The organism is Streptococcus oralis (genome assembly GCF_003943415.1).
GTDB lineage: Bacteria > Bacillota > Bacilli > Lactobacillales > Streptococcaceae > Streptococcus > Streptococcus oralis_BJ.
In genome coordinates, this window is record NZ_RJPK01000001.1 from 320,946 (window position 1) to 343,653 (window position 22,708).

25 protein-coding genes are annotated in these 22,708 nt (G+C 40.7%); 19 read left to right on the forward strand and 6 right to left on the reverse strand.

Annotated elements, in window-relative coordinates:
* Positions 1–34 precede the first annotated feature (34 nt).
* From atpB to D8801_RS01575, 7 genes are all read left to right on the forward strand, one after another.
* Complete coding sequence (atpB, locus tag D8801_RS01545; RefSeq protein WP_125847345.1) at positions 35–751, forward strand: F0F1 ATP synthase subunit A; 717 nt, start codon at positions 35–37, stop codon at positions 749–751.
* 13 nt (positions 752–764) lie between these two features.
* Positions 765–1,259 carry a F0F1 ATP synthase subunit B gene (gene atpF, locus D8801_RS01550; protein WP_125847347.1) on the forward strand — a complete coding sequence of 165 codons (495 nt, stop codon included), beginning with the start codon at positions 765–767 and terminating at the stop codon, positions 1,257–1,259.
* Positions 1,259–1,795: a F0F1 ATP synthase subunit delta gene (locus D8801_RS01555; protein ID WP_125847349.1), complete on the forward strand. Its 537-nt coding sequence runs from the start codon at positions 1,259–1,261 to the stop codon at positions 1,793–1,795. Before atpF ends, D8801_RS01555 begins: the two co-directional genes overlap by 1 nt.
* A 14-nt stretch (positions 1,796–1,809) precedes the next feature.
* Positions 1,810–3,315, forward strand: a complete 1,506-nt coding sequence (gene atpA, locus D8801_RS01560; protein WP_125847351.1) for a F0F1 ATP synthase subunit alpha — start codon at positions 1,810–1,812, stop codon at positions 3,313–3,315.
* A gap of 15 nt (positions 3,316–3,330) precedes the next feature.
* Positions 3,331–4,209, forward strand: coding sequence for a F0F1 ATP synthase subunit gamma (locus tag D8801_RS01565; protein ID WP_125847353.1), 879 nt, complete (start codon positions 3,331–3,333; stop codon positions 4,207–4,209).
* Between the two features lie 85 nt (positions 4,210–4,294).
* A complete protein-coding gene (atpD, locus tag D8801_RS01570; protein WP_125847356.1) occupies positions 4,295–5,701 on the forward strand; it encodes a F0F1 ATP synthase subunit beta in 1,407 nt (468 codons plus the stop codon).
* Positions 5,702–5,711: 10 nt separating this feature from the next.
* Positions 5,712–6,131 carry a F0F1 ATP synthase subunit epsilon gene (locus D8801_RS01575; protein ID WP_093585147.1) on the forward strand — a complete coding sequence of 140 codons (420 nt, stop codon included), beginning with the start codon at positions 5,712–5,714 and terminating at the stop codon, positions 6,129–6,131.
* A gap of 42 nt (positions 6,132–6,173) precedes the next feature.
* Here the strand turns inward: D8801_RS01575 and D8801_RS01580 are convergent, their stop codons facing one another.
* Positions 6,174–7,187, reverse strand: a complete 1,014-nt coding sequence (locus D8801_RS01580; protein WP_125399424.1) for a lactonase family protein — start codon at positions 7,185–7,187, stop codon at positions 6,174–6,176.
* Between the two features lie 143 nt (positions 7,188–7,330).
* Here D8801_RS01580 and D8801_RS01585 point away from each other — a divergent pair, with 143 nt between their 5' ends.
* From D8801_RS01585 to D8801_RS01605, 5 genes are all read left to right on the forward strand, one after another.
* On the forward strand, positions 7,331–8,497 hold the full coding sequence (locus D8801_RS01585; protein WP_125399425.1) for an AI-2E family transporter: 1,167 nt from the start codon (positions 7,331–7,333) through the stop codon (positions 8,495–8,497).
* Positions 8,487–9,716 (forward strand): tetratricopeptide repeat protein, encoded by a 1,230-nt coding sequence (locus tag D8801_RS01590; protein ID WP_185758480.1) that lies wholly within the window; start codon positions 8,487–8,489, stop codon positions 9,714–9,716. Before D8801_RS01585 ends, D8801_RS01590 begins: the two co-directional genes overlap by 11 nt.
* Positions 9,717–9,865: 149 nt before the next feature.
* Entirely contained in the window at positions 9,866–10,507 is a 642-nt protein-coding gene (locus tag D8801_RS01595; protein ID WP_000120844.1) for an amino acid ABC transporter permease, read from the forward strand.
* A 9-nt stretch (positions 10,508–10,516) separates the two neighbouring features.
* Entirely contained in the window at positions 10,517–11,146 is a 630-nt protein-coding gene (locus D8801_RS01600; protein ID WP_125399426.1) for an amino acid ABC transporter ATP-binding protein, read from the forward strand.
* 15 nt (positions 11,147–11,161) lie between these two features.
* Entirely contained in the window at positions 11,162–12,001 is an 840-nt protein-coding gene (locus tag D8801_RS01605; protein ID WP_125399427.1) for an amino acid ABC transporter substrate-binding protein, read from the forward strand.
* 73 nt (positions 12,002–12,074) lie between these two features.
* On the opposite strand, the gene lysS is transcribed toward D8801_RS01605, so the two are convergent.
* From lysS to D8801_RS01630, 5 genes are all read right to left on the reverse strand, one after another.
* Positions 12,075–13,565: a lysine--tRNA ligase gene (gene lysS / locus D8801_RS01610; protein WP_061416767.1), complete on the reverse strand. Its 1,491-nt coding sequence runs from the start codon at positions 13,563–13,565 to the stop codon at positions 12,075–12,077.
* A gap of 138 nt (positions 13,566–13,703) precedes the next feature.
* A complete protein-coding gene (locus D8801_RS01615) occupies positions 13,704–14,327 on the reverse strand; it encodes a histidine phosphatase family protein (RefSeq protein ID WP_125847358.1) in 624 nt (207 codons plus the stop codon).
* Complete coding sequence (locus D8801_RS01620; RefSeq protein WP_125847360.1) at positions 14,327–14,809, reverse strand: aminoacyl-tRNA deacylase; 483 nt, start codon at positions 14,807–14,809, stop codon at positions 14,327–14,329. The genes D8801_RS01615 and D8801_RS01620 overlap by 1 nt, the downstream gene beginning before the upstream one ends.
* Complete coding sequence (locus D8801_RS01625; RefSeq protein ID WP_125847362.1) at positions 14,809–15,651, reverse strand: DUF368 domain-containing protein; 843 nt, start codon at positions 15,649–15,651, stop codon at positions 14,809–14,811. Before D8801_RS01625 ends, D8801_RS01620 begins: the two co-directional genes overlap by 1 nt.
* Before the next feature lie 106 nt (positions 15,652–15,757).
* Positions 15,758–16,558 carry a glycoside hydrolase family 25 protein gene (locus tag D8801_RS01630; RefSeq protein WP_125847364.1) on the reverse strand — a complete coding sequence of 267 codons (801 nt, stop codon included), beginning with the start codon at positions 16,556–16,558 and terminating at the stop codon, positions 15,758–15,760.
* 158 nt (positions 16,559–16,716) lie between these two features.
* Between D8801_RS01630 and glmU the strand changes: the two genes are divergently transcribed.
* From glmU to D8801_RS01665, 7 genes are all read left to right on the forward strand, one after another.
* Positions 16,717–18,096 carry a bifunctional UDP-N-acetylglucosamine diphosphorylase/glucosamine-1-phosphate N-acetyltransferase GlmU gene (gene glmU, locus D8801_RS01635; protein WP_125847366.1) on the forward strand — a complete coding sequence of 460 codons (1,380 nt, stop codon included), beginning with the start codon at positions 16,717–16,719 and terminating at the stop codon, positions 18,094–18,096.
* 9 nt (positions 18,097–18,105) lie between these two features.
* Complete coding sequence (locus D8801_RS01640) at positions 18,106–18,651, forward strand: NUDIX hydrolase (protein ID WP_125847368.1); 546 nt, start codon at positions 18,106–18,108, stop codon at positions 18,649–18,651.
* 11 nt (positions 18,652–18,662) lie between these two features.
* Positions 18,663–18,974, forward strand: coding sequence for a cell wall synthase accessory phosphoprotein MacP (gene macP / locus D8801_RS01645; protein WP_125838666.1), 312 nt, complete (start codon positions 18,663–18,665; stop codon positions 18,972–18,974).
* A 15-nt stretch (positions 18,975–18,989) separates the two neighbouring features.
* Positions 18,990–19,682: a 5'-methylthioadenosine/adenosylhomocysteine nucleosidase gene (locus D8801_RS01650; protein WP_125847369.1), complete on the forward strand. Its 693-nt coding sequence runs from the start codon at positions 18,990–18,992 to the stop codon at positions 19,680–19,682.
* Positions 19,683–19,758: 76 nt separating this feature from the next.
* A complete protein-coding gene (gene rocS, locus D8801_RS01655; RefSeq protein WP_000021247.1) occupies positions 19,759–20,253 on the forward strand; it encodes a chromosome segregation protein RocS in 495 nt (164 codons plus the stop codon).
* Between the two features lie 81 nt (positions 20,254–20,334).
* Complete coding sequence (locus D8801_RS01660; protein ID WP_125847371.1) at positions 20,335–20,925, forward strand: 3'-5' exonuclease; 591 nt, start codon at positions 20,335–20,337, stop codon at positions 20,923–20,925.
* An 8-nt stretch (positions 20,926–20,933) separates the two neighbouring features.
* Positions 20,934–22,697, forward strand: coding sequence for a glycerophosphoryl diester phosphodiesterase membrane domain-containing protein (locus tag D8801_RS01665; protein WP_125847372.1), 1,764 nt, complete (start codon positions 20,934–20,936; stop codon positions 22,695–22,697).
* Positions 22,698–22,708: the final 11 nt, after the last annotated feature.

The following is a 22,708-nucleotide window of genomic DNA, read 5'->3' on the forward strand; positions in this document are numbered from 1 at the left end:
GAGAAGTATAAATTGGAAAAAGGGAGGATTCTAGATGGAAGAAAGTATCAATCCAACCATCAATATTGGTCCTGTTACCTTTGATTTAACCTTGACAGCCTTGACCTTGTTGTCTGTGGCAGTTATTTTTGGCTTTATCTATTGGGCAAGTCGCAACATGACTGTCAAACCCAAGGGGAAGCAAAATGTACTAGAGTATCTCTACGACTTTGTAGTCGGTTTTACAGAACCTAACGTAGGTTCACGGTACATGAAAGATTACTCACTCTTTTATTTGTGTTTGTTTCTTTTTATGGTCATCGCAAATAATCTTGGTTTGATGGCAAAACTTCAAACTACAGATGGGACAAACCTTTGGACATCGCCAACTGCAAATCTCCAGTTTGACTTGGCCTTGTCATTCGGAATTATCCTGATGACCCATATCGAAGGAATTCGTCGTCGTGGCGTTAAACAATATCTGAAAGGTTTTGTAACACCAGGTTTTATGACACCGATGAATCTCCTTGAAGAAGTCACGAATTTCTTATCACTTGCTTTGCGGGTGTTTGGGAATATCTTTGCCGGAGAAGTGATGGCAAGCTTGCTAATTATTCTTTCTCATCAGGCACTGTATTGGTATCCAGTCGCATTTGTTACCAATCTTGTCTGGACGGCATTTTCTGTGTTCATCTCCTGTGTACAGGCTTATGTGTTCACAGTATTGTCTTCTATGTATTTGGGACATAAAATAAATGATGAAGAAGAGTAGAAAGGAGTAACTGATGCACGTAACAATAGGTGAATTGATTGGTAACTTTATTTTAATTGCTGGCTCCTTTATCCTTTTGATCGTCTTAGTCAAAAAATTCGCATGGTCAAACTTGACAAGTATCTTCGAAGAACGGGCTGAAAAAATCGCTGCTGATATTGATGGAGCTGAACAAGCTCGTCAAAAGGCAGAAACTCTTGCTCAAAAGCGTGAAGATGAATTGGCTGGAAGTCGTAAGGAAGCTAAGACCATCATTGATAATGCAAAGGAAACAGCTGAGAAAAGTAAAGCTGATATCCTAGCAGAAGCCAAGCTTGAAGCTGGACGCTTAAAAGATAAAGCAAACCAAGAAATTGCACAAAATAAAGCAGAAGCTTTGCAAAGTGTTAAGGGCGAGGTAGCAGATTTAACAGTAAGTTTAGCTGGAAAAATTATCTCACAAAACCTTGATGGTCATGCCCACAAAGAACTCATTGATCAGTATATTGATCAGCTAGGAGAAGCTTAATGGACAAAAAGACAGTAAAGGTAATTGAAAAATACAGCATGCCTTTTGTCCAGTTGGTGATTGAAAAAGGAGAAGAAGACCGTATCTTTTCAGACTTGACTCAAATCAAACAAGTTGCTGAAGAAACAGACTTACCTTCTTTTTTGGCTCAGGTAGATGTTGATGAGTCTGATAAGGAAAAAACAGTAAGTTATTTCAAAGACTCTGCATCACCATTAGTACAAAACTTCATTCAAGTTCTGTTGTACAATCATCGATCAAATCTTTTTTATGATGTGATTGTAGATTGTTTGAGCCGACTTGAAAAAGAAACCAATCGATTTGAAGTGACGATTGCTTCTGCTCATCCCCTAACAGATGATCAGAAGGCGCGATTGCTTCCTTTGATTGAGAAAAAAATGGCTCTGAAAGTTCGGAGTATCAAGGAACAAATCGATGATAGTTTAATCGGTGGTTTTGTCATTATCGCCAATCACAAGACAATTGATGTGAGTATTAAACAACAACTTAAAGTTGTTAAGGAAAATTTGAAATAGAAAGTGGTGTTCTTTTGGCAATTAACGCACAAGAAATCAGCGCTTTAATTAAGCAACAAATTGAAAATTTCAAACCCAATTTTGATGTGACTGAAACAGGTGTCGTAACCTATATCGGGGACGGAATTGCGCGTGCCCACGGACTTGAAAATGCCATGAGTGGAGAGCTCTTGATTTTTGAAAACGGCTCTTATGGTATGGCGCAAAACTTAGAATCAACAGATGTTGGTATTATCATTCTTGGAGACTTTACTGATATCCGTGAAGGCGATACTATTCGTCGTACAGGGAAAATCATGGAAGTCCCAGTTGGTGATAACTTGATTGGACGTGTTGTGGATCCGCTAGGTCGCCCAGTTGATGGTCTCGGAGAAATCCACACTGATAAAACTCGTCCAGTAGAAGCTCCAGCTCCTGGTGTTATGGAGCGTAAGTCTGTATCAGAACCATTGCAAACAGGTTTGAAAGCTATTGATGCCCTTGTACCGATTGGTCGTGGTCAGCGTGAGTTGATCATCGGTGACCGTCAGACAGGGAAAACAACCATTGCGATTGATACTATCTTGAACCAAAAAGGTCAAGATATGATTTGTATCTATGTAGCGATTGGTCAAAAAGAATCAACTGTCCGTACACAAGTAGAAACACTTCGTCAGTACGGTGCCTTGGACTACACCATCGTTGTGACAGCCTCTGCTTCACAACCTTCTCCATTGCTCTTCCTTGCTCCTTATGCTGGGGTGGCTATGGCTGAAGAATTTATGTACCAAGGTAAGCATGTTTTGATTGTTTATGATGATCTTTCAAAACAAGCGGTAGCTTATCGTGAGCTTTCCCTCTTGCTTCGTCGTCCGCCAGGTCGTGAAGCCTTTCCAGGGGATGTTTTCTACCTCCACAGTCGTTTGCTTGAGCGCTCAGCTAAAGTTTCTGACGAGCTTGGTGGTGGATCAATCACAGCCCTACCATTTATTGAGACGCAAGCTGGAGATATCTCTGCCTACATCGCAACCAACGTAATTTCAATCACAGATGGACAAATCTTCCTTGGAGATGGTCTCTTTAATGCAGGCATTCGTCCAGCCATTGATGCGGGTTCATCTGTATCTCGTGTAGGTGGTTCCGCTCAGATTAAAGCCATGAAGAAGGTTGCTGGTACACTTCGTATCGACCTTGCTTCATACCGTGAGTTGGAAGCCTTCACTAAGTTCGGTTCGGACTTGGATGCAGCAACACAGGCTAAGTTGAATCGTGGTCGTCGAACGGTAGAAGTATTGAAACAACCAGTTCACAAACCATTGCCTGTTGAGAAACAAGTAACGATCCTGTATGCTTTGACACATGGTTTCTTGGATACAGTTCCTGTAAATGACATTGTTCGCTTTGAGGAAGAGTTCCATGCCTTCTTTGATGTTCAACATCCAGAGATTTTGGAAACTATTCGTGAAACAAAAGACTTGCCAGAAGAAGCAGTCTTGGATGCTGCGATTACAGAGTTTCTCAATCAATCCAGCTTCCAATAAGAATAGAGGTGTCAGATGGCAGTATCTCTAAATGATATTAAAACAAAAATCGCCTCAACAAAAAATACGAGTCAAATCACCAATGCCATGCAAATGGTATCAGCAGCTAAGTTAGGCCGCTCTGAAGAAGCAGCTCGAAACTTTCAAATATACTCTCAAAAGGTTCGTAAACTGTTGACAGATATCCTTCATGGAAATGGAGCTGGTGGTTCAACCAATCCTATGTTGATTAGTCGTCCAGTTAAAAAGACAGGCTATATTGTCATCACTTCAGATCGTGGTTTGGTTGGGGGCTACAATGCTTCTATCCTTAAAACTGTTATGGAGTTGAAAGAAGAATATCATCCAAATGGAGATGACTTTGAAGTCATCTGTATTGGTGGTATGGGAGCTGACTTTTTCAAGGCTCGTGGCATTCAACCAATCTATGAATTACGTGGCTTGGCCGACCAACCTAGTTTTGATGAAGTTCGTAAAATTATTTCAAAAACGATTGAAATGTATCAAAATGAACTTTTTGATGAACTCTATGTCTGTTATAATCACCACGTTAATACACTTACTAGTCAAATGCGTGTGGAACAAATGCTTCCGATCGTTGACTTGGATCCAAACGAAGCAGATGAAGAGTATAGCTTGACATTTGAGTTGGAAACAAGCCGAGAAGAAATTTTGGAGCAATTGTTGCCACAGTATGCTGAAAGTATGATTTATGGAGCCATTATCGATGCCAAGACAGCTGAAAATGCCGCTGGTATGACAGCTATGCAGACAGCGACTGATAATGCCAAGAAAGTCATCAATGATTTGACCATCCAGTATAACCGTGCCAGACAGGCGGCGATTACACAAGAAATTACAGAAATCGTAGCAGGTGCTAGTGCCTTAGAATAAGGCTTTACCCTGTACGTATCAAAATGAACTTAGGCCCTAGGTAAACTAGGAACCGACAGTATCTTATATAGAATAGGAGAAGGAGATGAGTTCAGGTAAAATTGCTCAGGTTATTGGACCCGTTGTAGACGTTTTGTTTGCGGCAGGGGAAACACTTCCTGAGATTAACAATGCACTTGTCGTCTACAAAAATGACGAAAGAAAAACAAAAATCGTCCTTGAAGTAGCCTTGGAGTTGGGTGATGGTATGATCCGTACGATCGCCATGGAATCAACAGATGGTTTGACTCGTGGAATGGAAGTATTGGACACAGGCCGTCCAATCTCCGTTCCAGTAGGTAAAGAAACTTTGGGACGTGTCTTCAACGTTTTGGGAGATACCATTGACTTGGATGCTCCTTTCGCTGAAGACGCTGAGCGTCAGCCAATTCATAAAAAAGCTCCAACTTTTGATGAATTGTCTACCTCATCTGAAATTTTGGAAACAGGGATTAAGGTTATCGACCTTCTTGCACCTTACCTTAAAGGGGGGAAAGTTGGACTCTTCGGTGGTGCCGGAGTTGGTAAGACTGTCTTGATCCAAGAATTGATTCACAATATTGCCCAAGAACACGGTGGTATTTCAGTATTTACTGGTGTTGGGGAACGTACTCGTGAGGGGAACGACCTTTACTGGGAAATGAAAGAATCAGGCGTTATCGAGAAAACCGCAATGGTATTTGGTCAGATGAATGAACCACCAGGAGCACGTATGCGTGTTGCCCTTACTGGTTTGACAATCGCTGAATACTTCCGTGATGTAGAAGGTCAAGACGTTCTTCTCTTCATTGACAACATTTTCCGTTTCACACAAGCTGGTTCAGAAGTATCTGCCCTTTTGGGTCGTATGCCATCAGCCGTTGGTTACCAACCAACACTTGCTACGGAAATGGGTCAATTGCAAGAACGTATCACTTCAACCAAGAAGGGTTCTGTAACCTCTATCCAGGCTATCTACGTGCCAGCGGATGACTATACTGACCCAGCGCCAGCGACAGCCTTCGCTCACTTGGATTCAACGACTAACTTGGAACGTAAGTTGGTACAGTTGGGTATCTACCCAGCCGTTGACCCTCTAGCTTCAAGCTCACGTGCCTTGGCACCTGAAATCGTTGGTGAGGAGCACTATGCAGTTGCTGCTGAAGTCAAACGTGTCCTTCAACGTTACCATGAATTGCAAGATATCATTGCCATCCTTGGTATGGATGAGCTTTCTGATGAAGAAAAGACTTTGGTTGCTCGTGCCCGTCGTATCCAGTTCTTCTTGTCACAAAACTTCAACGTTGCGGAGCAATTTACTGGCCAACCTGGTTCTTATGTACCAGTAGCAGAAACGGTTCGTGGTTTCAAGGAAATCCTTGAAGGGAAACATGACCACTTGCCAGAAGATGCCTTCCGTGGAGTTGGTTCAATCGAAGACGTCATTGCTAAGGCAGAGAAAATGGGATTTTAAGAGGTGATCTATGGCTCAGTTAACTGTCCAGATCGTGACACCAGATGGCCTCGTCTATGATCACCATGCCAGCTTTGTATCGGTACGAACTCTGGATGGTGAGATGGGGATCTTGCCACGACATGAAAATATGATTGCGGTTTTAGCGGTTGATGAAGTAAAGGTAAAACGAATCGATGATGATACTCATGTGAACTGGATTGCAGTGAACGGAGGGATTATCGAGATTGCCAATGACATCATTACCATCGTAGCAGACTCAGCAGAGCGTGCTCGTGATATCGATGTCAGCCGTGCTGAACGTGCTAAACTTCGCGCCGAACGTGAAATTGAAGAAGCTCAAGACAAGCACTTAATTGACCAAGAACGACGCGCTAAGATTGCTCTTCAACGTGCCATTAACCGTATTAATGTCGGAAATAAACTATAATCAAAAAATGAACTTGAATCTCAAGTTCATTTTTTGATTATCTTAGTTCGCAAAGTGGATGCAGACTGCTTCTGGGACATGGAAATCGTTAGAAAGTTCTGCAAGACGACCACTTTCAGGATTACGCTTAAAGACGGTTGCGTTATCAGAATCTTGGTGAACAGCAATGAGAAACTCTTGATCAGGAGTTAGGTCGAAATCACGTGGATTTTGTCCATGTGTTGGTACTATCTCTAATAATTCCAGACTGCCATCAGCGAGAATTGTATAGACGGCAATGGAATCATGGCCTCGATTGGATGCATAAAGGTATTTCCCATCTTTTGAAAGACGAATGGCTGCAGTAGCATTGAATCCCCCATAGCCGTCTGGTAAGGTTGAAATGACTTGCATGCGTTCAAATTCACCAACCCCATCGTAAATCAAGACTTCAATGGTACTATTTAGTTCGCAGATGAGATAGGCAATCTTATAGTGGTGGTGGAAAACGATGTGGCGAGCACCTGCTCCAGGCTGGCTGTGATAAGTGTGGAGCTTACTTATTTTTCCTTCTGGGCTAACATCATAGGTCGTCACCTCGTCAGTACCTAGGTCACATGTGATGAGATACTGGTCAGGTGTTAGATTCGTAAAGTGAACATGTGGGGAAGTTTGGTTTTCATGAGGACCATGTCCACTATGTTGATCCAGATCCGTTTGGATGAGACTACCATCTGCTTGGCGCTGATAAACCAGAACTTGGCCTTTGTGGTAGTTGGCTCCGTAAACGAGACTGCGCTTTTCATCAACTGCCACATAACAATGGGGAGCGCCTTCTTCAACCACATGATTTAACAAAGTACCATCGGTCTTGTAAGCAGCGATTCCCCCCAAGCCATCCTGACTCCCTACGGTGTATATGTGTTGCTGTTGGTCAAAGGCAAGGTAGGTCGGACTTGGTTCAGCAGCAAAGAGTTCAAGGTTTGCAAGCTGGCCTGTTTCTGTATCAAAATCTGCCTTGTAAATCCCTTTAGATAAGCGACGAGTGTAAGTTCCAAAATAAACAGTTTCTTTCATGTCCATACCTCTTAATAATGATAAGTTCATTATACCATAAAATGACAGTCAGGAAGTGTTCGTTTAATCTATGTAAGCACTTTAATAAGAGTTATTTTAGATTAAAAATGGTATAATGAAATAATGACAGAAAGGATGTATTTATGGAACATAAAGAGAAACATTTTAGCCTATCTTGGTTTTTTAAGTGGTTTTTAGATAATAAAGCCATCACTGTATTTTTAGTAACCTTGTTACTGGGGCTAAACATTTTTATTTTAAGTAAGATTAGTTTTATATTTTTACCCGTTTTAGACTTTCTTGGGGTTGTCATGTTACCAGTTATTTTATCTGGTTTACTCTATTACCTCCTCAATCCGATTGTTGACTGGATGGAGAAACACAAGATCAATCGTGTTCTTGCCATTAGTATTGTTTTTGTTATTATTGGACTCTTTATCATTTGGGGGCTGGCAGTCGCAATTCCAAATTTCCAACGCCAAGTCTTAAATTTTGCAAAGAATGTGCCGACTTATCTTAAGGATGCTGATATGGTTATCAATGACCTTGTAACCAAACGCTTGCCAGATGATTTTAGACCACAGTTGGAGCAGGTTCTTGCCAATGTTTCTACAGAAGCAACGATATGGGCCAGCAAAATTTCTTCTCAAGCCGTTAACTGGGTCAGCGCCTTTATCAGTAGCGTTTCTCAGGTGATTGTAGCGGTCATTATCGTACCCTTTATGCTCTTTTATCTTTTGAGAGATGGAAAAGGCTTGCGTGATTACTTGACTAAATTCATCCCAACCAAGTTAAAAGAACCTGTGGGTGAAATCCTATCAGATGTCAATAAACAGCTATCAAACTATGTTAGAGGACAAGTTACAGTAGCTATTATTGTAGCTATCATGTTTATTATCTTCTTTAAGATTATCGGTTTACGCTACGCTGTCACTCTAGGTGTAACGGCTGGTATTCTAAATCTAGTCCCTTATCTAGGTAGTTTCCTCGCCATGCTGCCTGCCCTTGTTTTAGGTTTAATCGCAGGCCCTGTGATGCTTTTGAAAGTAATTATTGTCTTTATTGTTGAACAAACGATTGAAGGTCGCTTCGTTTCTCCGCTTATTTTAGGTAGTCAGCTAAACATCCATCCGATCAATGTCCTCTTTGTTCTCCTAACTTCAGGTTCTATGTTTGGTATTTGGGGAGTCTTGCTGGGAATTCCTGTCTATGCTTCTGCCAAGGTCGTTATCTCAGCTATCTTTAACTGGTATAAAAAAGTCAGCGGTCTGTATGAAGAAGAAGGGGAGGAAATCAAGAGTGAACAATAGTCAACGCATGCTCCAGGCTTTGGATGAGCAGGATTTAACCAAAGCGGATCAGTATTTTCACAAAGCCCTCGAAACAGATTCAAGTGAGGTTCTTTACGAACTAGCAAGCTATCTAGAGAGAATTGGCTTTTATCCTCAAGCAAAAGAAATTTATCAAAATATCGTTACAGAATTTCCAGAAGTGAATCTGAACTTAGCAAGCATTGCTAGCGAGGATGGCAATGTTGAGGAAGCTTTTGCTTACCTTGAGGAAATCACACCCGAAAGTGACTGGTACGTATCGGCCTTGGCCTTGAAGGCAGACCTCTATCAGTTGGAAGGATTGACAGATGTAGCACGCGAAAAGTTACTGGAAGCCTTAAATTACTCAGATGATGCCTTATTAGTTTTTGGTTTGGCTGAGTTGGATAGCGAGTTAGGAAATTATCAGGAAGCCATTCAGGGCTATGCTCAATTAGACAATCGCTCCATCTATAAGCGAACGGGTGTCTCAACCTATCAACGAATTGGCTACGCTTATGCCCAGTTAGGCAAGTTTGAAGCTGCAACTGAGTTCTTAGAAAAAGCCTTAGAACTAGAATACGATGACCAAACTGCCTTTGAACTGGCTAGTCTTTACTTTGATCAAGAAGAGTATCAAAAATCTGTTCTTTACTTTAAGCAGATTGATACCATCTCACCAGATTTTGAAGGATATGAGTATGGTTATAGTCAAGCCTTGCATAAGGAACATCAGGTGGAAGAGGCCCTTCGTATCGTTAAACAAGGTTTGGAGAAAAATCCATTTGAAACTCGGCTCTTACTAGCTGCTTCTCAGTTTTCGTATGAATTGCATGATCCTAGTGCTGCAGAGCAGTTTCTCCTTACTGCTAAAGAAGATGCAGAGGATACAGAAGAAATTTTTCTTCGCCTCGCAACCATTTATATGGAACAAGAGCGATTTGAGGATATTATTGCTCTTCAAAGTCAAGAACCTGAAAACCTTCTGACCGAGTGGATGATTGCCCGTTCTTACCAGGAAATCGAGGATTTAGATAAGGCCTATGAGCTCTATCAAGAACTGTCGTCTGACCTCAAGGACAATCCAGAGTTTCTGGAACAATATACTTATCTCTTGCGTGAATTGGGGTATTTTGAAGAAGCTAAGACTCAAGCAGAGGCATATTTAAAACTGATTCCAGATGATGTTCAGATGCAAGAACTGCTAGAAACACTTTAAAAATATCCTATAAAGCAAAACTGTATCTAGTCATTTTGATGGATACGGTTTTTTTTATTTTCAAAAAGAAATAGAATTTTTTTACAATAACCCTTGCTAAATTGTTTATTTATGCTATAATAGGAACAATTATTTTTAGGAGGTGCAGTATGTCTTATTTGTTTGAGATATTACCGAGTTTATTGAGCGGTGCAAGCATGACTTTACAGGTTTTTGTACTGGTCTTGATTTTTTCTATTCCCTTGGGCGTTTTGATTGCCTTTGCCTTGCAAGTCCATTGGAAACTCCTCCATTATCTGATCAACATTTATATCTGGATCATGCGGGGAACACCCTTGCTCTTGCAATTGATCTTTATCTATTATGTGCTCCCAAATATTGGGATTCGTTTGGATCGCCTTCCTGCGGCTATTATTGCCTTTGTTTTGAATTATGCAGCTTACTTTGCTGAAATCTTCCGTGGGGGGATTGATACTATTCCTAAGGGTCAATATGAGGCTGCTAAGGTCTTGAAGTTTAGCCCTTTTGCCACAGTTCGCTATATTATCTTACCACAGGTGACCAAAATTGTTCTACCTAGTGTATTTAATGAAGTCATGAGTTTGGTCAAGGATACTTCTCTGGTCTATGCTCTAGGCATTTCAGACCTTATCTTGGCTAGTCGAACAGCTGCCAACCGTGATGCTAGTCTGATTCCTATGTTCTTGGCAGGAGCAATTTACTTGATTTTGATTGGTATTGTGACTATCCTTGCCAAAAAAGTTGAGAAGAAGTACAGTTACTATAGATAGGAGGTTGCCATGTTAGAATTACGAAACATCAACAAGGCCTTTGGTGGCAAACAAATCTTAACCAATTTCAGCCTATCAATTCCTGAAAAGCAAATCCTGGCAATCGTAGGTCCATCAGGAGGCGGAAAAACAACCTTGTTGCGTATGTTAGCTGGACTGGAAACTATCGATTCTGGAGAAATCTACTATAACGGTGAATCTCTAGCTTTAGACGAACTAGAAAAGCGCAACCTACTAGGATTTGTCTTCCAAGATTTTCAACTTTTCCCTCATTTATCAGTTCTGGACAATCTGACCCTATCGCCTGTGAAAACTATGGGGATGAAGCAGGAAGAGGCTGAGAAGAAGGCGCGTGGACTCTTGGAACAGTTAGGACTAGCAGGGCACGCAGATGCTTATCCCTTCTCACTATCAGGTGGGCAAAAGCAGCGGGTGGCTTTGGCGCGTGCTATGATGATTGACCCAGAAATCATTGGTTACGATGAACCAACTTCTGCCTTGGATCCAGAATTACGCTTGGAAGTGGAAAAACTGATTTTGCAAAATAGAGAACTTGGGATGACGCAAATTGTGGTTACCCACGATTTACAATTTGCTGAAAATATTGCTGATCAGATTCTTAAGGTTGATCCAGAATAGGAGTAGGAGGTGCCTATGAAGAGAAAGAAAATTGTCCTTGTACTTGCTCTGTTCTTTAGCTTCTTCCTGACGGCCTGTACTCAGAAGGCAAGTGATCCAAATCAGGATAATTGGGCCAAATATCAAAAGCAGGGTAGCATTACTATTGGCTTTGACAATACCTTTGTTCCCATGGGATTTGAGGAAAAGAATGGCCAGTATGCGGGCTTTGATATTGACCTAGCCCAAGCTGTCTCTGAAAAGCTAGGAATTCAGATTAAATTTCAACCCATCGACTGGGATATGAAAGAAACCGAACTACAAAACGGTACTATTGATGCCATCTGGAATGGCTATACAGCTACAGATGAACGAAAAGAGAAGGTTGCTTTTACCATTCCTTATATGGAAAATCAACAAGTTTTAGTTTCTAAAAAGTCTCAAAATATCCACTCAGTTCAGGATATGACTGACAAAGTTTTAGGGGGCCAGGCAGGATCTTCTGGTTATTTGGATTTTGAAGCCCAGCCAGACTTATTGAAAAATCGTGTCAAAGACCATAAAGCCAACCAATACCAAAGTTTCAATGAAGCCTTGATTGATTTGAAAAATGATCGGATTGATGCTTTGTTGATTGACCGGGTATATGCCAATTATTATCTCCAGTCTGAAGGGATATTAAACGACTACAATATCTTTTCAGCAGGGTTTGAAAGTGAAGCTTTTGCAGTTGGAGCACGTAAGGAAGATACAACTCTGGTTAATAAGATAAATGAAGGATTTTCTAGTCTTTACAAGGATGGTAAGTTCCAAGAAATTAGTCAAAAATGGTTTGGGGAAGATGTAGCCACCAGTCAGGTGAAAAATCAAGAATAAGAAAAAGAGATTGAGTGTACCTCAGTCTCTTTTAGTCTTAAAAATCCTCTGGTAATCACCAGAGGACATTAGTTTATTTCATTGTTGGGAAGAGCAATACGTCACGGATAGTGGTTGTATCAGTGAGGAGCATGCAGAGACGGTCAATACCGATTCCCAAACCACCTGTTGGTGGCATACCATATTCAAGGGCTTCGATGTAATCGTAGTCGATGCCTGTTGCCTCGTCGTCACCAAGTTCTTTAGCTTTAGCTTGAGCTTCAAAACGGCTAAGCTGATCGATTGGGTCGTTCAACTCGGTAAAGGCATTACCATATTCCTTGGTCATAATGAAGAGCTCGAAACGGTCAGTAAAGCGTTCGTCTTCAGGATTTTTCTTAGCGAGCGGTGAGACAGCTACTGGATGACCATAGACAAAGGTTGGTTGGATCAAGGTTTCTTCAACGTACTCTTCAAAGAAAGCGTTGATGATGTGACCAACTTCAGTGTAGTGTTTTTCAACTGGAACTTTCTTCTCAGCAGCGATAGCTTTTGCTTCCTCGAAGGTCATGTCTTGCCAGAAATCTACGCCAGTAATTTCCTTGATAGCATCCACCATGTGAACACGTTTAAATGGTTCATTGATTTTGATTTCAGTACCTTGATAGTTTACTGGGCCATCACCTTTGACTGATTTAGCAGCGTGCTGGATAATACCCTCCGTCAAGTCCATGATATCTTGGAAGTCAGCATAAGCTTGATAAACTTCGATAGAAGTGAACTCAGGGTTATGAGTGGCGTCCATTCCTTCGTTACGGAAGATACGGCCAATCTCGTAAACACGTTCCATACCACCAACGATAAGACGTTTCAAGTGAAGCTCAGTCGCGATACGAAGTACCATGTCGATGTTTTGTGCATTGTGGTGAGTGATAAATGGACGAGCCGCAGCACCACCGGCTTCGTTGTGAAGAACAGGTGTTTCCACTTCAAGGAAACCTTTTTGGTCGAGGTAACGACGGATTTCAGAGATGATTTTTGAACGAGTGACAAAACGCTCAAAGCTTTCGCGGTTAGAAATCAAGTCAAGGTAACGTTTACGGTAAATTGTTTCAACATCAGTCAAACCGTGGAATTTCTCGGGAAGCGGGCGAAGTGCTTTAGACAAGTGTGTAATGTGAGTTGCCTTGATAGAAAGTTCTCCCATATCGGTACGCATGACTTCACCTTCGACACCAAGGAAGTCACCGAGGTCAGCCTTTTTGAAGATTTCGTAGTTTTCTTCACCGACTTCGTCTTTACGAACGTAGATCTGGATTTGACCTTCTCGGTCTTGAAGATGGGCAAAGCCGACTTTCCCTTTACCACGTTTAGTTACTAAACGTCCAGCGATAGTAGCAGTTTCGTTTAATTCATGTAATTGTTCTTTATCAAGTTCTGCAAATTTGTCTTTTAGTTCTTGAGAGTTAGCAGTACGTTCAAAACGTTTTCCGAAGGGATCGATTCCTTGTTCACGGAGCGCAGCCATTTTTTCACGGCGAACGATCTGCTGGTCATTTAGTTCTTCCATATGTTCTGTAGACATGGGTTCCTCCTAATTTTACTCAAAATTGAATACGATGAGTCATTTTTTGCGATACTCCCATTTTATCATAAATAGCAGAGAAATTCACGGATATTCTTTGAAAACTAAAAAGAACTTGACTATTAAGATCAAGTCCCATTATTTTCTTTGATAGGAAGTGTCATTCCATCTTTCTAGAATGAAGGTTTCAAAATCATCAGTCTCTAAAATTGTCAAACTAGCATTTGCCAAGCCTCCATCTTTGCGAAGGTGAGCCTCTTTATAGCCTAGAAGAGTACGTAGGCTAGCAGTGAGATTTGCACCATGACCGACGATTAGAATGTTTTCAGTCGGACTTCCTTTCAGAGATTTGATAAATTGAATGGTGCGTTTGGTAGTACTGTAAAGGGATTCCGCTTCAAACATCCTTGTATCAAACTGGGCAAGATTGGAGCGAAAGGCCTTGATTTGTTGTGGATAGATGGCATTGAGCGTTGCGATTTTTAAACCTTCAAGTTTTCCAAGTTGCCATTCGCGTAGGTCTGGAATACTTTCTAAAGGACAGGGGGCCTGGAGTTGACTTTGGATAATTTCAGCAGATTTAACAGCTCTGGGTAAATCACTTGAATATATCTTATCAAAAGGAATATCCTTAAGATACTGGCCAAGTTGTTTTAGGGTGTCAATGGCTTCCGGAAGAAGGGGTGAGTCGCCACTAGCACCTTGAAAACGTCCTTCAAGATTCCAGAGAGTGCGACCATGACGAACAAAATAGAGTTTCATTACTTACTTTCCTCCAAGATATCAGCAAAATCCGCTTTTACAAAATTGACTAAGTCTTGGGGATCAATGATAATACTATGCCCGACTTCCCCAGCAGATACGATCATTTGCTCCAAATCCAAAGCAGTCTTATCAATAAAAATTGGATAATTGTGTTTTTGGCGAATGCCGACGGGGTTATTAGCCCCATGAATATAGCCTGTCGTTTTTTCTAGATCTTTTTGTGGAATCATACTCACTTTTTTATTGCCAGAAACCTTTGCTAGTTTTTTCTCGGCAAGGTGTTCTGTTATGGGAACAATTCCAATAATCGGTCCTGTCTTGTCTCCCAAAAGAGCCAAGGTTTTAAAAATCTGTTTTCGGTCGTATTCAGGAGGTAGTTCTCCTTCAAGTGCATTGATTTGAATACCAGTATGGTCAATACCTGCCTTGGTCAAGATTTGTTCGACCAAGGTTTTTTTAATCTTGACTTTTTTTGCCATTATTTATACTTATCCTCCAACTGACTCATCCAGATACCAAGCCAAATGCCAAGCGCAAAGAAGAAGGCAACGAGTACATAGCTCACAATAGAAAGTCCAGTGTATTGGATACTTTCAGCATTTCCAGCATTTGGAATCAAAATTAAGAGGGTGCTTGATAGAACAATCCCAATGATAAAGTGATAAACACGGGAGTGATAGTTGTTCAAGGCATGGTCCATTAGTTTTGAAAAGATAATGAGGGTTGCTCCTGCACCAATCCCGATAGGAAGGAAGGTACCAAACAAATCAAAGGTCTTAAAACCAGTGAGCATTGGAGCGTACAGTCCCAAAATCAAAAGTAGATTTGACGGACTTAAACCAGGCACCAAGACACCAAGAGCTAAAAGAACACCTGCCAAGATGAAGTTTGCAAAACTAGCACTGAGTGATCCTACGACAAAATTGAGAGCGTAAAGCCCCAACCCAGAAATGATAAAGGTAGCCCAGAACCAGACTAGGTCAATCTTATCACGATCAGATTCTCGAGTAGATTCTTTAAGGAGGCTAGGAACTGTACCGATGATAGCTCCCGCAAAGCTCCACAAAACATAGACTTGGTAATTTTCTAGCAAATACTCGATCGGATAGGAAAACAAACCAATCCCTAGCAACATCCCGATAGCTACTGGGATAAAGTAAAGGACATTCTCTTTAAAATCCTTAAAGGGATGAGCCAGAAAGCCAATCATTCGCTCGTAAATTCCCAAAATAGCTGCTAAAACACCGCCAGAAATTCCTGGTAGGATAAACCCTAATGCGATGACGATTCCTTTAATAACTCGTGCAATCCATGAAAACATAATAAAATCCTCAATTTCATAAAATTCTTTCTCTATGCTATCAATTATAACACAGACAGGGAGAAAATGAAAAAACAAGTGAAAAAGTTTGTTATTTTCACTTGTCTTATGGCCTTAAAAATAGTTTTCTGAAGGTTTCTTCCTTCTCTTTAGCAGTAGAAATCAGATTGATGTCCAAATGATGTTCAAATCCTGCAATTCTTCCTTTAGATGTGTACTGGTGGAGATCGTAGTCCAGATCAGTATTTGGCTTCGTTTCAAAATAACCAGAGTCCGTTCCATAGGAAGGGATCCAAATAGCAGTGAACTTTTCTGTATTGATACTATGCTCTTGCATGAAGTAAACTCCAACGTAGATGCCGATGTTTTTAGCGCCGAGAGCTGCCAGTTTGGCGCGAAAGGCCTCAACACCTTCATTCATATCAGACATTGTTTTTTCTTCAACATCTAACCAGTAGTAGCTAGGATTGTAGGGAGAAGCAGCATTGTAGAAGACTTCAGCAGCCTTCTCCATATCTTCTTTGCTTTTTCCAGCAACGTAAGCATAAACACCCACAGGGACATTCCGTTTTTGGAATTCTGATATGTGATTTTTATAAGCTTTATCGACACCATTGATAAAGGCAGCATCATTTGCTTCAGTATGCTGAGCCCCATTGTGCACGCGAACGATAACACCAGAAATGTTTTGAGATAAGGTATCGTAGTTAATCTCCTCAGGTCTTTGCCAACCAGAGACGTCGATAATGGGTTTGTCAAGATTATGCAAGGCTTGTGTTTCAACTTGAAGAGCATTTGGTTTTGTTTTGATAGGATGGTCCTCAAAACTTGGTCTATTGAGGAGTAAAATCGCTATGAAAATTCCAAATAAACTAAAAATAATAGCTGGATGAATTTTTTTTCTCATACTTATTTAGTTTATCGTAAAAATTTAAAAAAATCAAAGGAAACAGTTTAGAAATGTAGACAAGTAGGGGATATTTTCAGGAAAGCACCTGTTTGTTTGTTCTTTAAAAGTAAAATTATGGTATAATATAAGGGAATTTTTACAGAAAAGAGAATAGTATGTCAAATTATGCCATTATTTTAGCAGCGGGTAAGGGTACTCGCATGAAATCAGATCTTCCCAAAGTACTTCATAAAGTAGCAGGAATTTCGATGTTGGAACACGTTTTTCGTAGTGTTGGTGCTATTCAACCTGAAAAAAAAGTCACTGTAGTTGGTCACAAGGCGGAGTTAGTTGAGCAAGTCTTGGCTGGACAGACAGACTTTGTTACCCAGTCAGAACAGTTAGGAACAGGTCATGCTGTCATGATGGCAGAGCCCATTCTCCAAAATCGTTCTGGACATACCTTGGTTATCGCTGGGGATACTCCTCTGATTACAGGTGAAAGCTTGAAAAATCTCTTGGATTTCCATATCAATCACAAAAATGTAGCGACTATTTTAACAGCTGAAGCAGCTGATCCTTTTGGGTATGGTCGTATCGTCCGTAACGATAATGCTGAAGTTCTTCGCATTGTGGAGCAAAAGGATGCGACTGATTTTGAAAAACAAATCAAAGAAATCAATACTGGAACTTACGTATTTGACAATGAACGTCTTTTTGAAGCTCTCAAAAGCATCAACACTAACAATGCTCAAGGTGAGTATTATATTACAGATGTAATTGGTATTTTCCGTAATGCGGGTGAGAAGGTTGGTGCCTATACTCTTAAGGACTTTGATGAAAGCCTTGGAGTAAATGACCGTGTAGCTCTTGCTACTGCGGAAGCAGTGATGCGCCGCCGTATCAATCAAAAACATATGGTCAATGGTGTCAGCTTTGTTAATCCAGAAGCGACTTACATTGACATTGATGTTGAGATTGCTCCTGAAGTTCAAATCGAAGCCAACGTTACCTTAAAAGGTCAAACGAAGATTGGTGCGGAGACTATTTTAACAAATGGAACTTATATCGTGGATAGCACTATTGGAGCTGGAGCCGTGATTACGAATTCTATGATTGAGGAGAGTAGTGTTGCGGACGGTGTGACAGTCGGTCCTTATGCCCATATCCGTCCAGGTTCAAGCCTAGCTGCCCAAGTTCACATTGGAAACTTTGTTGAAGTAAAAGGGTCGTCCATCGGTGAAAATACCAAGGCTGGTCATTTGACCTATATCGGAAACTGTGAAGTAGGTAGCCATGTTAACTTCGGTGCTGGTACCATTACAGTTAACTATGACGGGAAAAATAAGTACAAAACTGTCATTGGTAACAATGTCTTTGTTGGCTCAAACTCAACCATTATTGCTCCAGTTGAATTAGGTGACAATTCTCTCGTTGGAGCTGGTTCAACCATTACCAAGAATGTTCCTGCGGATGCCATTGCTATCGGTCGTGGACGACAAGTTAACAAAGATGAATATGCGACTCGCCTCCCTCATCATCCCAAGAATCAGTAGGAGTTTGTCATGGAATTTGAAGAAAAAACGATTAGTCGTAAGGAAATCTATCAAGGTCCTATTTTCAAACTAGTACAAGACCAGGTGGAACTACCAGAAGGAAAGGGGACTGCCCAACGTGACTTAATTTTTCACAATGGAGCTGTTTGTGTACTAGCTGTGACAGCTGAAGACGAAATCGTTCTTGTTAAGCAATACCGAAAGGCAATCGAGGCGGTTTCTTATGAGATTCCTGCTGGTAAACTAGAACTTGGTGAAAATGCTGATCCAATGGCAGCGGCACTTCGTGAATTGGAAGAAGAGGTTGCCTACACTGGTAAGTTAGAACTGTTGTACGATTTCTATTCTGCGATTGGATTTTGTAATGAAAAACTAAAACTCTACCTCGCTAGTGATTTGGTCAAGGTAGAAAATCCTCGTCCGCAAGACGATGATGAAACCTTGGAAGTTCTAGAAGTGAGTCTAGAGGAGGCCAAGAACCTGATCCAGTCAGGTCATATCTGTGATGCCAAGACTATTATGGCGATCCAGTACTGGGAACTACAAAAGAAATAGAGGAGAAACCCATGGGAAAACCTTTATTAACAGACGAAATGATTGAACGTGCCAACCGCGGTGAGGAAATATCAGGGCCACCTCTTCAAGATGATGAGGAAACAAAGATCCTACCAACGTCTTCACAACATTTTAGTTATTCACGTTCTAGAGACCACGGTTTTAGTCAAGATACACTTACAATCGAAGTAGAGCCAACGATTCATAAGAGCCGTCGCATTGAGAACACTAAGAGAAATGTCTTCAACTCAAAACTCAACCGAGTCTTGTTTGTGGTGATTTTACTTTTGATTTTGCTAGTTTTGGCGATGAAACTCTTGTAATTGAAAGGACATGAAATGAAAATTGGAATCATTGCTGCCATGCCAGAAGAGCTGATACATTTGATTCAGAATTTGGACAAACCACAAGAAGTCCAAGTCATGGGAAATAGCTACTACACTGGCACTATTGGCAAGACAGAAGTTGTCCTAGTTCAGAGTGGGATCGGGAAGGTCATGTCGGCTATGAGTGTAGCTGTCCTAGCTGACCATTTTCAAGTAGAAGCCATCATCAATACAGGATCTGCAGGTGCTCTTGCAGAAGGGATTGCCGTTGGTGATGTAGTGATTGCGGATAAACTAGTCTATCATGATGTGGACGTGACTGCATTTGGCTATGCTTATGGTCAGATGGCTGGTCAACCCCTCTACTTTGAATCTGATAAGAACTTTATCACTAGGATTCAAGAAAGTTTATCTCAATTAGAGCAGACTTGGCACCTAGGCTTGATTGCTACAGGGGACAGTTTTATAGCTGGAGATGATAAGATTGCTACTATCAAATCCCACTTTCCAGATGTTTTAGCAGTTGAAATGGAAGGGGCAGCCATTGCTCAAGCGGCTCAGGCTCTTGACCTACCTTTCCTCGTCATTCGCGCTATGAGTGACAATGCCAATCACGAGGCCTCTATCTCATTTGATGAGTTTATTATCGAAGCTGGACGTCGTTCGGCCCAAGTCTTACTAGCCTTTTTAAAGGCCTTGAATTAAGCGGAAATTTGACAGTTTATCTAGCTTATGATAAGATTTAAATAAAGAAAAGCTAGAAAACGTTTCAGAGGATATTATGAGTATTGAAATGACCGTCAGCGAGATTGCAGAGGTCTTAGGACTATCTCGTCAGGCAATCAACAATCGTGTCAAAGAACTTCCAGAAGAGGACACGAAAAAAAATGACAAAGGTGTAACAGTAGTTACTCGAAGTGGCTTAATCAAGCTAGAAGAAATCTATAAAAAAACGATTTTTGAAGATGAACCAGTCAGTGATGATGTCAAACAACGCGAACTGATGGAAATCTTGGTCGATGAGAAAAATGCTGAAATTCTTCGTTTGTACGAGCAACTCAAGGCCAAGGATCAGCAACTGGCAGAAAAAGATGAGCAGATGCGCATCAAAGACCGCCAGATTGCAGAAAAGGACAAACAATTGGATCAACAACAACAGTTGACTCTTCAAGCTATGAAGGATCAAGAAAGCTTGAAACTCGAGTTGGACCAAGCAAAAGAAGAAGTCCAAGCAACCAAAAAAGGCTTTTTTGCTCGCCTGTTTGGAGGAAAATAAAGAAGCTGTTTGGGTTATTCACTAACCTGATGGCTTCTTTTATTATTTATAGTTTAAATTGAGTCGGAATTGAGGTAAATGATGGAAAAATTAAGAGACTATATCGCCTTTGACTTAGAATTCAATCAACACGAAGGGATTACCCATTTAATTCAGGTATCAGCAGTTCGCTTTCAAGATGGTCAAGAGATAGGTGCTTTTGATTCTTATGTCCATACCAGCGTGCCTTTAAAGAGTTTTATCAATGGTTTGACAGGAATTACAGCTGAAACTTTGAAAGATGCGCCAATGGTGGAGCAAGTTTTAAAGGACTTTCAGGCATTTGTTGGCAATTCACCTATCGTTGGCTACAATGCAGCCAAGAGTGATTTGCCTATTCTCTTGGAGCATGGCTTGGACTATCGTGACCAGTACAAGGTCGACCTATATGATGAGGCTTTTGAACGTCGTAGTTCCGATCTACACGGCATAGCTAATCTCAAATTGCAAACTGTAGCTAATTTCTTAGGCTTTCATGGTAAGTCACATAATAGTTTAGAAGATGCCCGCATGACAGCGCGTGTTTATGAAGCCTTTCTGGAGTCTGACGAAGGAAAACTATTGTTAGAAGAACAGAGTAATCTATCCATGAATCCCTTTGGTGGGCTAGACTTATCTCAATTTCTAGACTAGGAGTGCTTATGAAACCTGAAAAACCTAAAAAACTAGGTTTTAGGAAAATTTACCTCAACCTAGATAAAGTTCTCTTCCTCTTTTTCTTAATTTTCATGATGGTGGAATATCTGTGGTTACCTCTCAATTCTTTTCTTGCTGGTCTTTTACTCAGCCAGACAGGCTATTTGTTTATTTCTTACAATAATATTTTTGCCATTATCACGAGTTCTCCTTTAATCAGTCTTGCCTTTCTCGTCTTGATTGTAATCAATCTTTTGGTGGCCTATTTCCAGATTTGCCTCCTCTTTATTGGGGCGCGCCACCTTCTCTACCACGAAAAGAGAACCTTGATTGAGTACAGTCGCAAAGTTTTCCAGCAAAGTATTCTGTTCATGAAACGCTTGAGTTTCTGTAAGATGGCCTTTGTATTCTTCTACGTAGCCATGCTCTTTCCTTTCATCAGGAAAATTTTAAAAATTTATTACTTAAATAAAATCGTTATTCCAGACTTTATTGTGACTTATCTGGAAGACAAATACTGGCTAGTGGGCTTGATGATTTTTGCCTCTGCTTGGATTTTGCTCTATGTGTCTGTCCGACTTATGTTTGCCCTTCCGAAGATTCTCTTTGAAAAGAGGACTGTGAGAGAAGGAGTAAAATATAGCCTACAAAAGACAAAAAAACAAGTTCTCTTTTATGCTTGGAACTTGCTACTCATTATTATTAAAACCTATCTCTTTTTCTTCCTTCTCTTGACTCCTTTGCTAATAGGGCAGATTGTAATTGACAATTTAACACAGAAAGAATCACTGATTCTTGGAGTTATCAACTTTGTCTTGATAAAAAACATCCACTATATGGCGTTGACCTATTTCCTTGTTAAGTTTGTCTCCTTTTTGACCGGTGAGGAACTGGAGATTATGCCAAGAAGAAAAAAAGACCATTTGATGAGATGGGGAGTTATGGGCTGCGCTAGTATCTTTTTTGCGCTGGAAGGTTATATCTATCTGGAAGCTCCTGTGACAAATACCCCTTTAGTCATTTCACATAGGGGCGTTTCAAATAAAAATGGTGTACAAAATACTGTCCAGTCTTTGGAAAAAACAGCGCAACTGAAACCAGATTTGATTGAAATGGATGTACAGGAGACCAAAGATGGTCAGTTTGTGATGATGCATGACGCCAATCTTAAGAACTTAGCAGGTATCAATGCCAGACCTCAAGACTTGACTTTGGAGGAGTTGACAGGGTTAGATATTTCTGAAAATGGCTATCGAACCAAGATATCTAGTTTTGATGACTATCTCAATCGCGCGAATGAACTTCATCAAAGATTGTTGATTGAAATCAAAACCAGTAAAAAAGACAGTCCACAAATGATGGAACGTTTTCTAGAGAAGTATGGAACGATTATCAAGCAGTATGGTCATCAGATGCAATCACTAGACTATCATGTGATTGACCAAGTTTTGAAATATGATTCGACTATTCCAGCTTATTTCATCTTGCCTTATAATAGTATTTTCCCAAAAACCAAGGCAACGGGCTATACCATGGAGTATTCAACATTGGATGAATATTTTGTTACTAAACTTTGGTATACAGAACAAAAGCTTTACGTATGGACCATCAATAGCTCTGACGCACTTGATAAATCGTTGCAGTTGTCAGTGGATGGGATGATTACAGATGACATGGAGATGCTACAGGAGACTTTAGCAGCAGCTCAGGAAGATCCAGAATACACCGATCTCCTTTTGAAAAAAGCTACGGAGTTCTTTAATTTCTAACATAGAAAAAA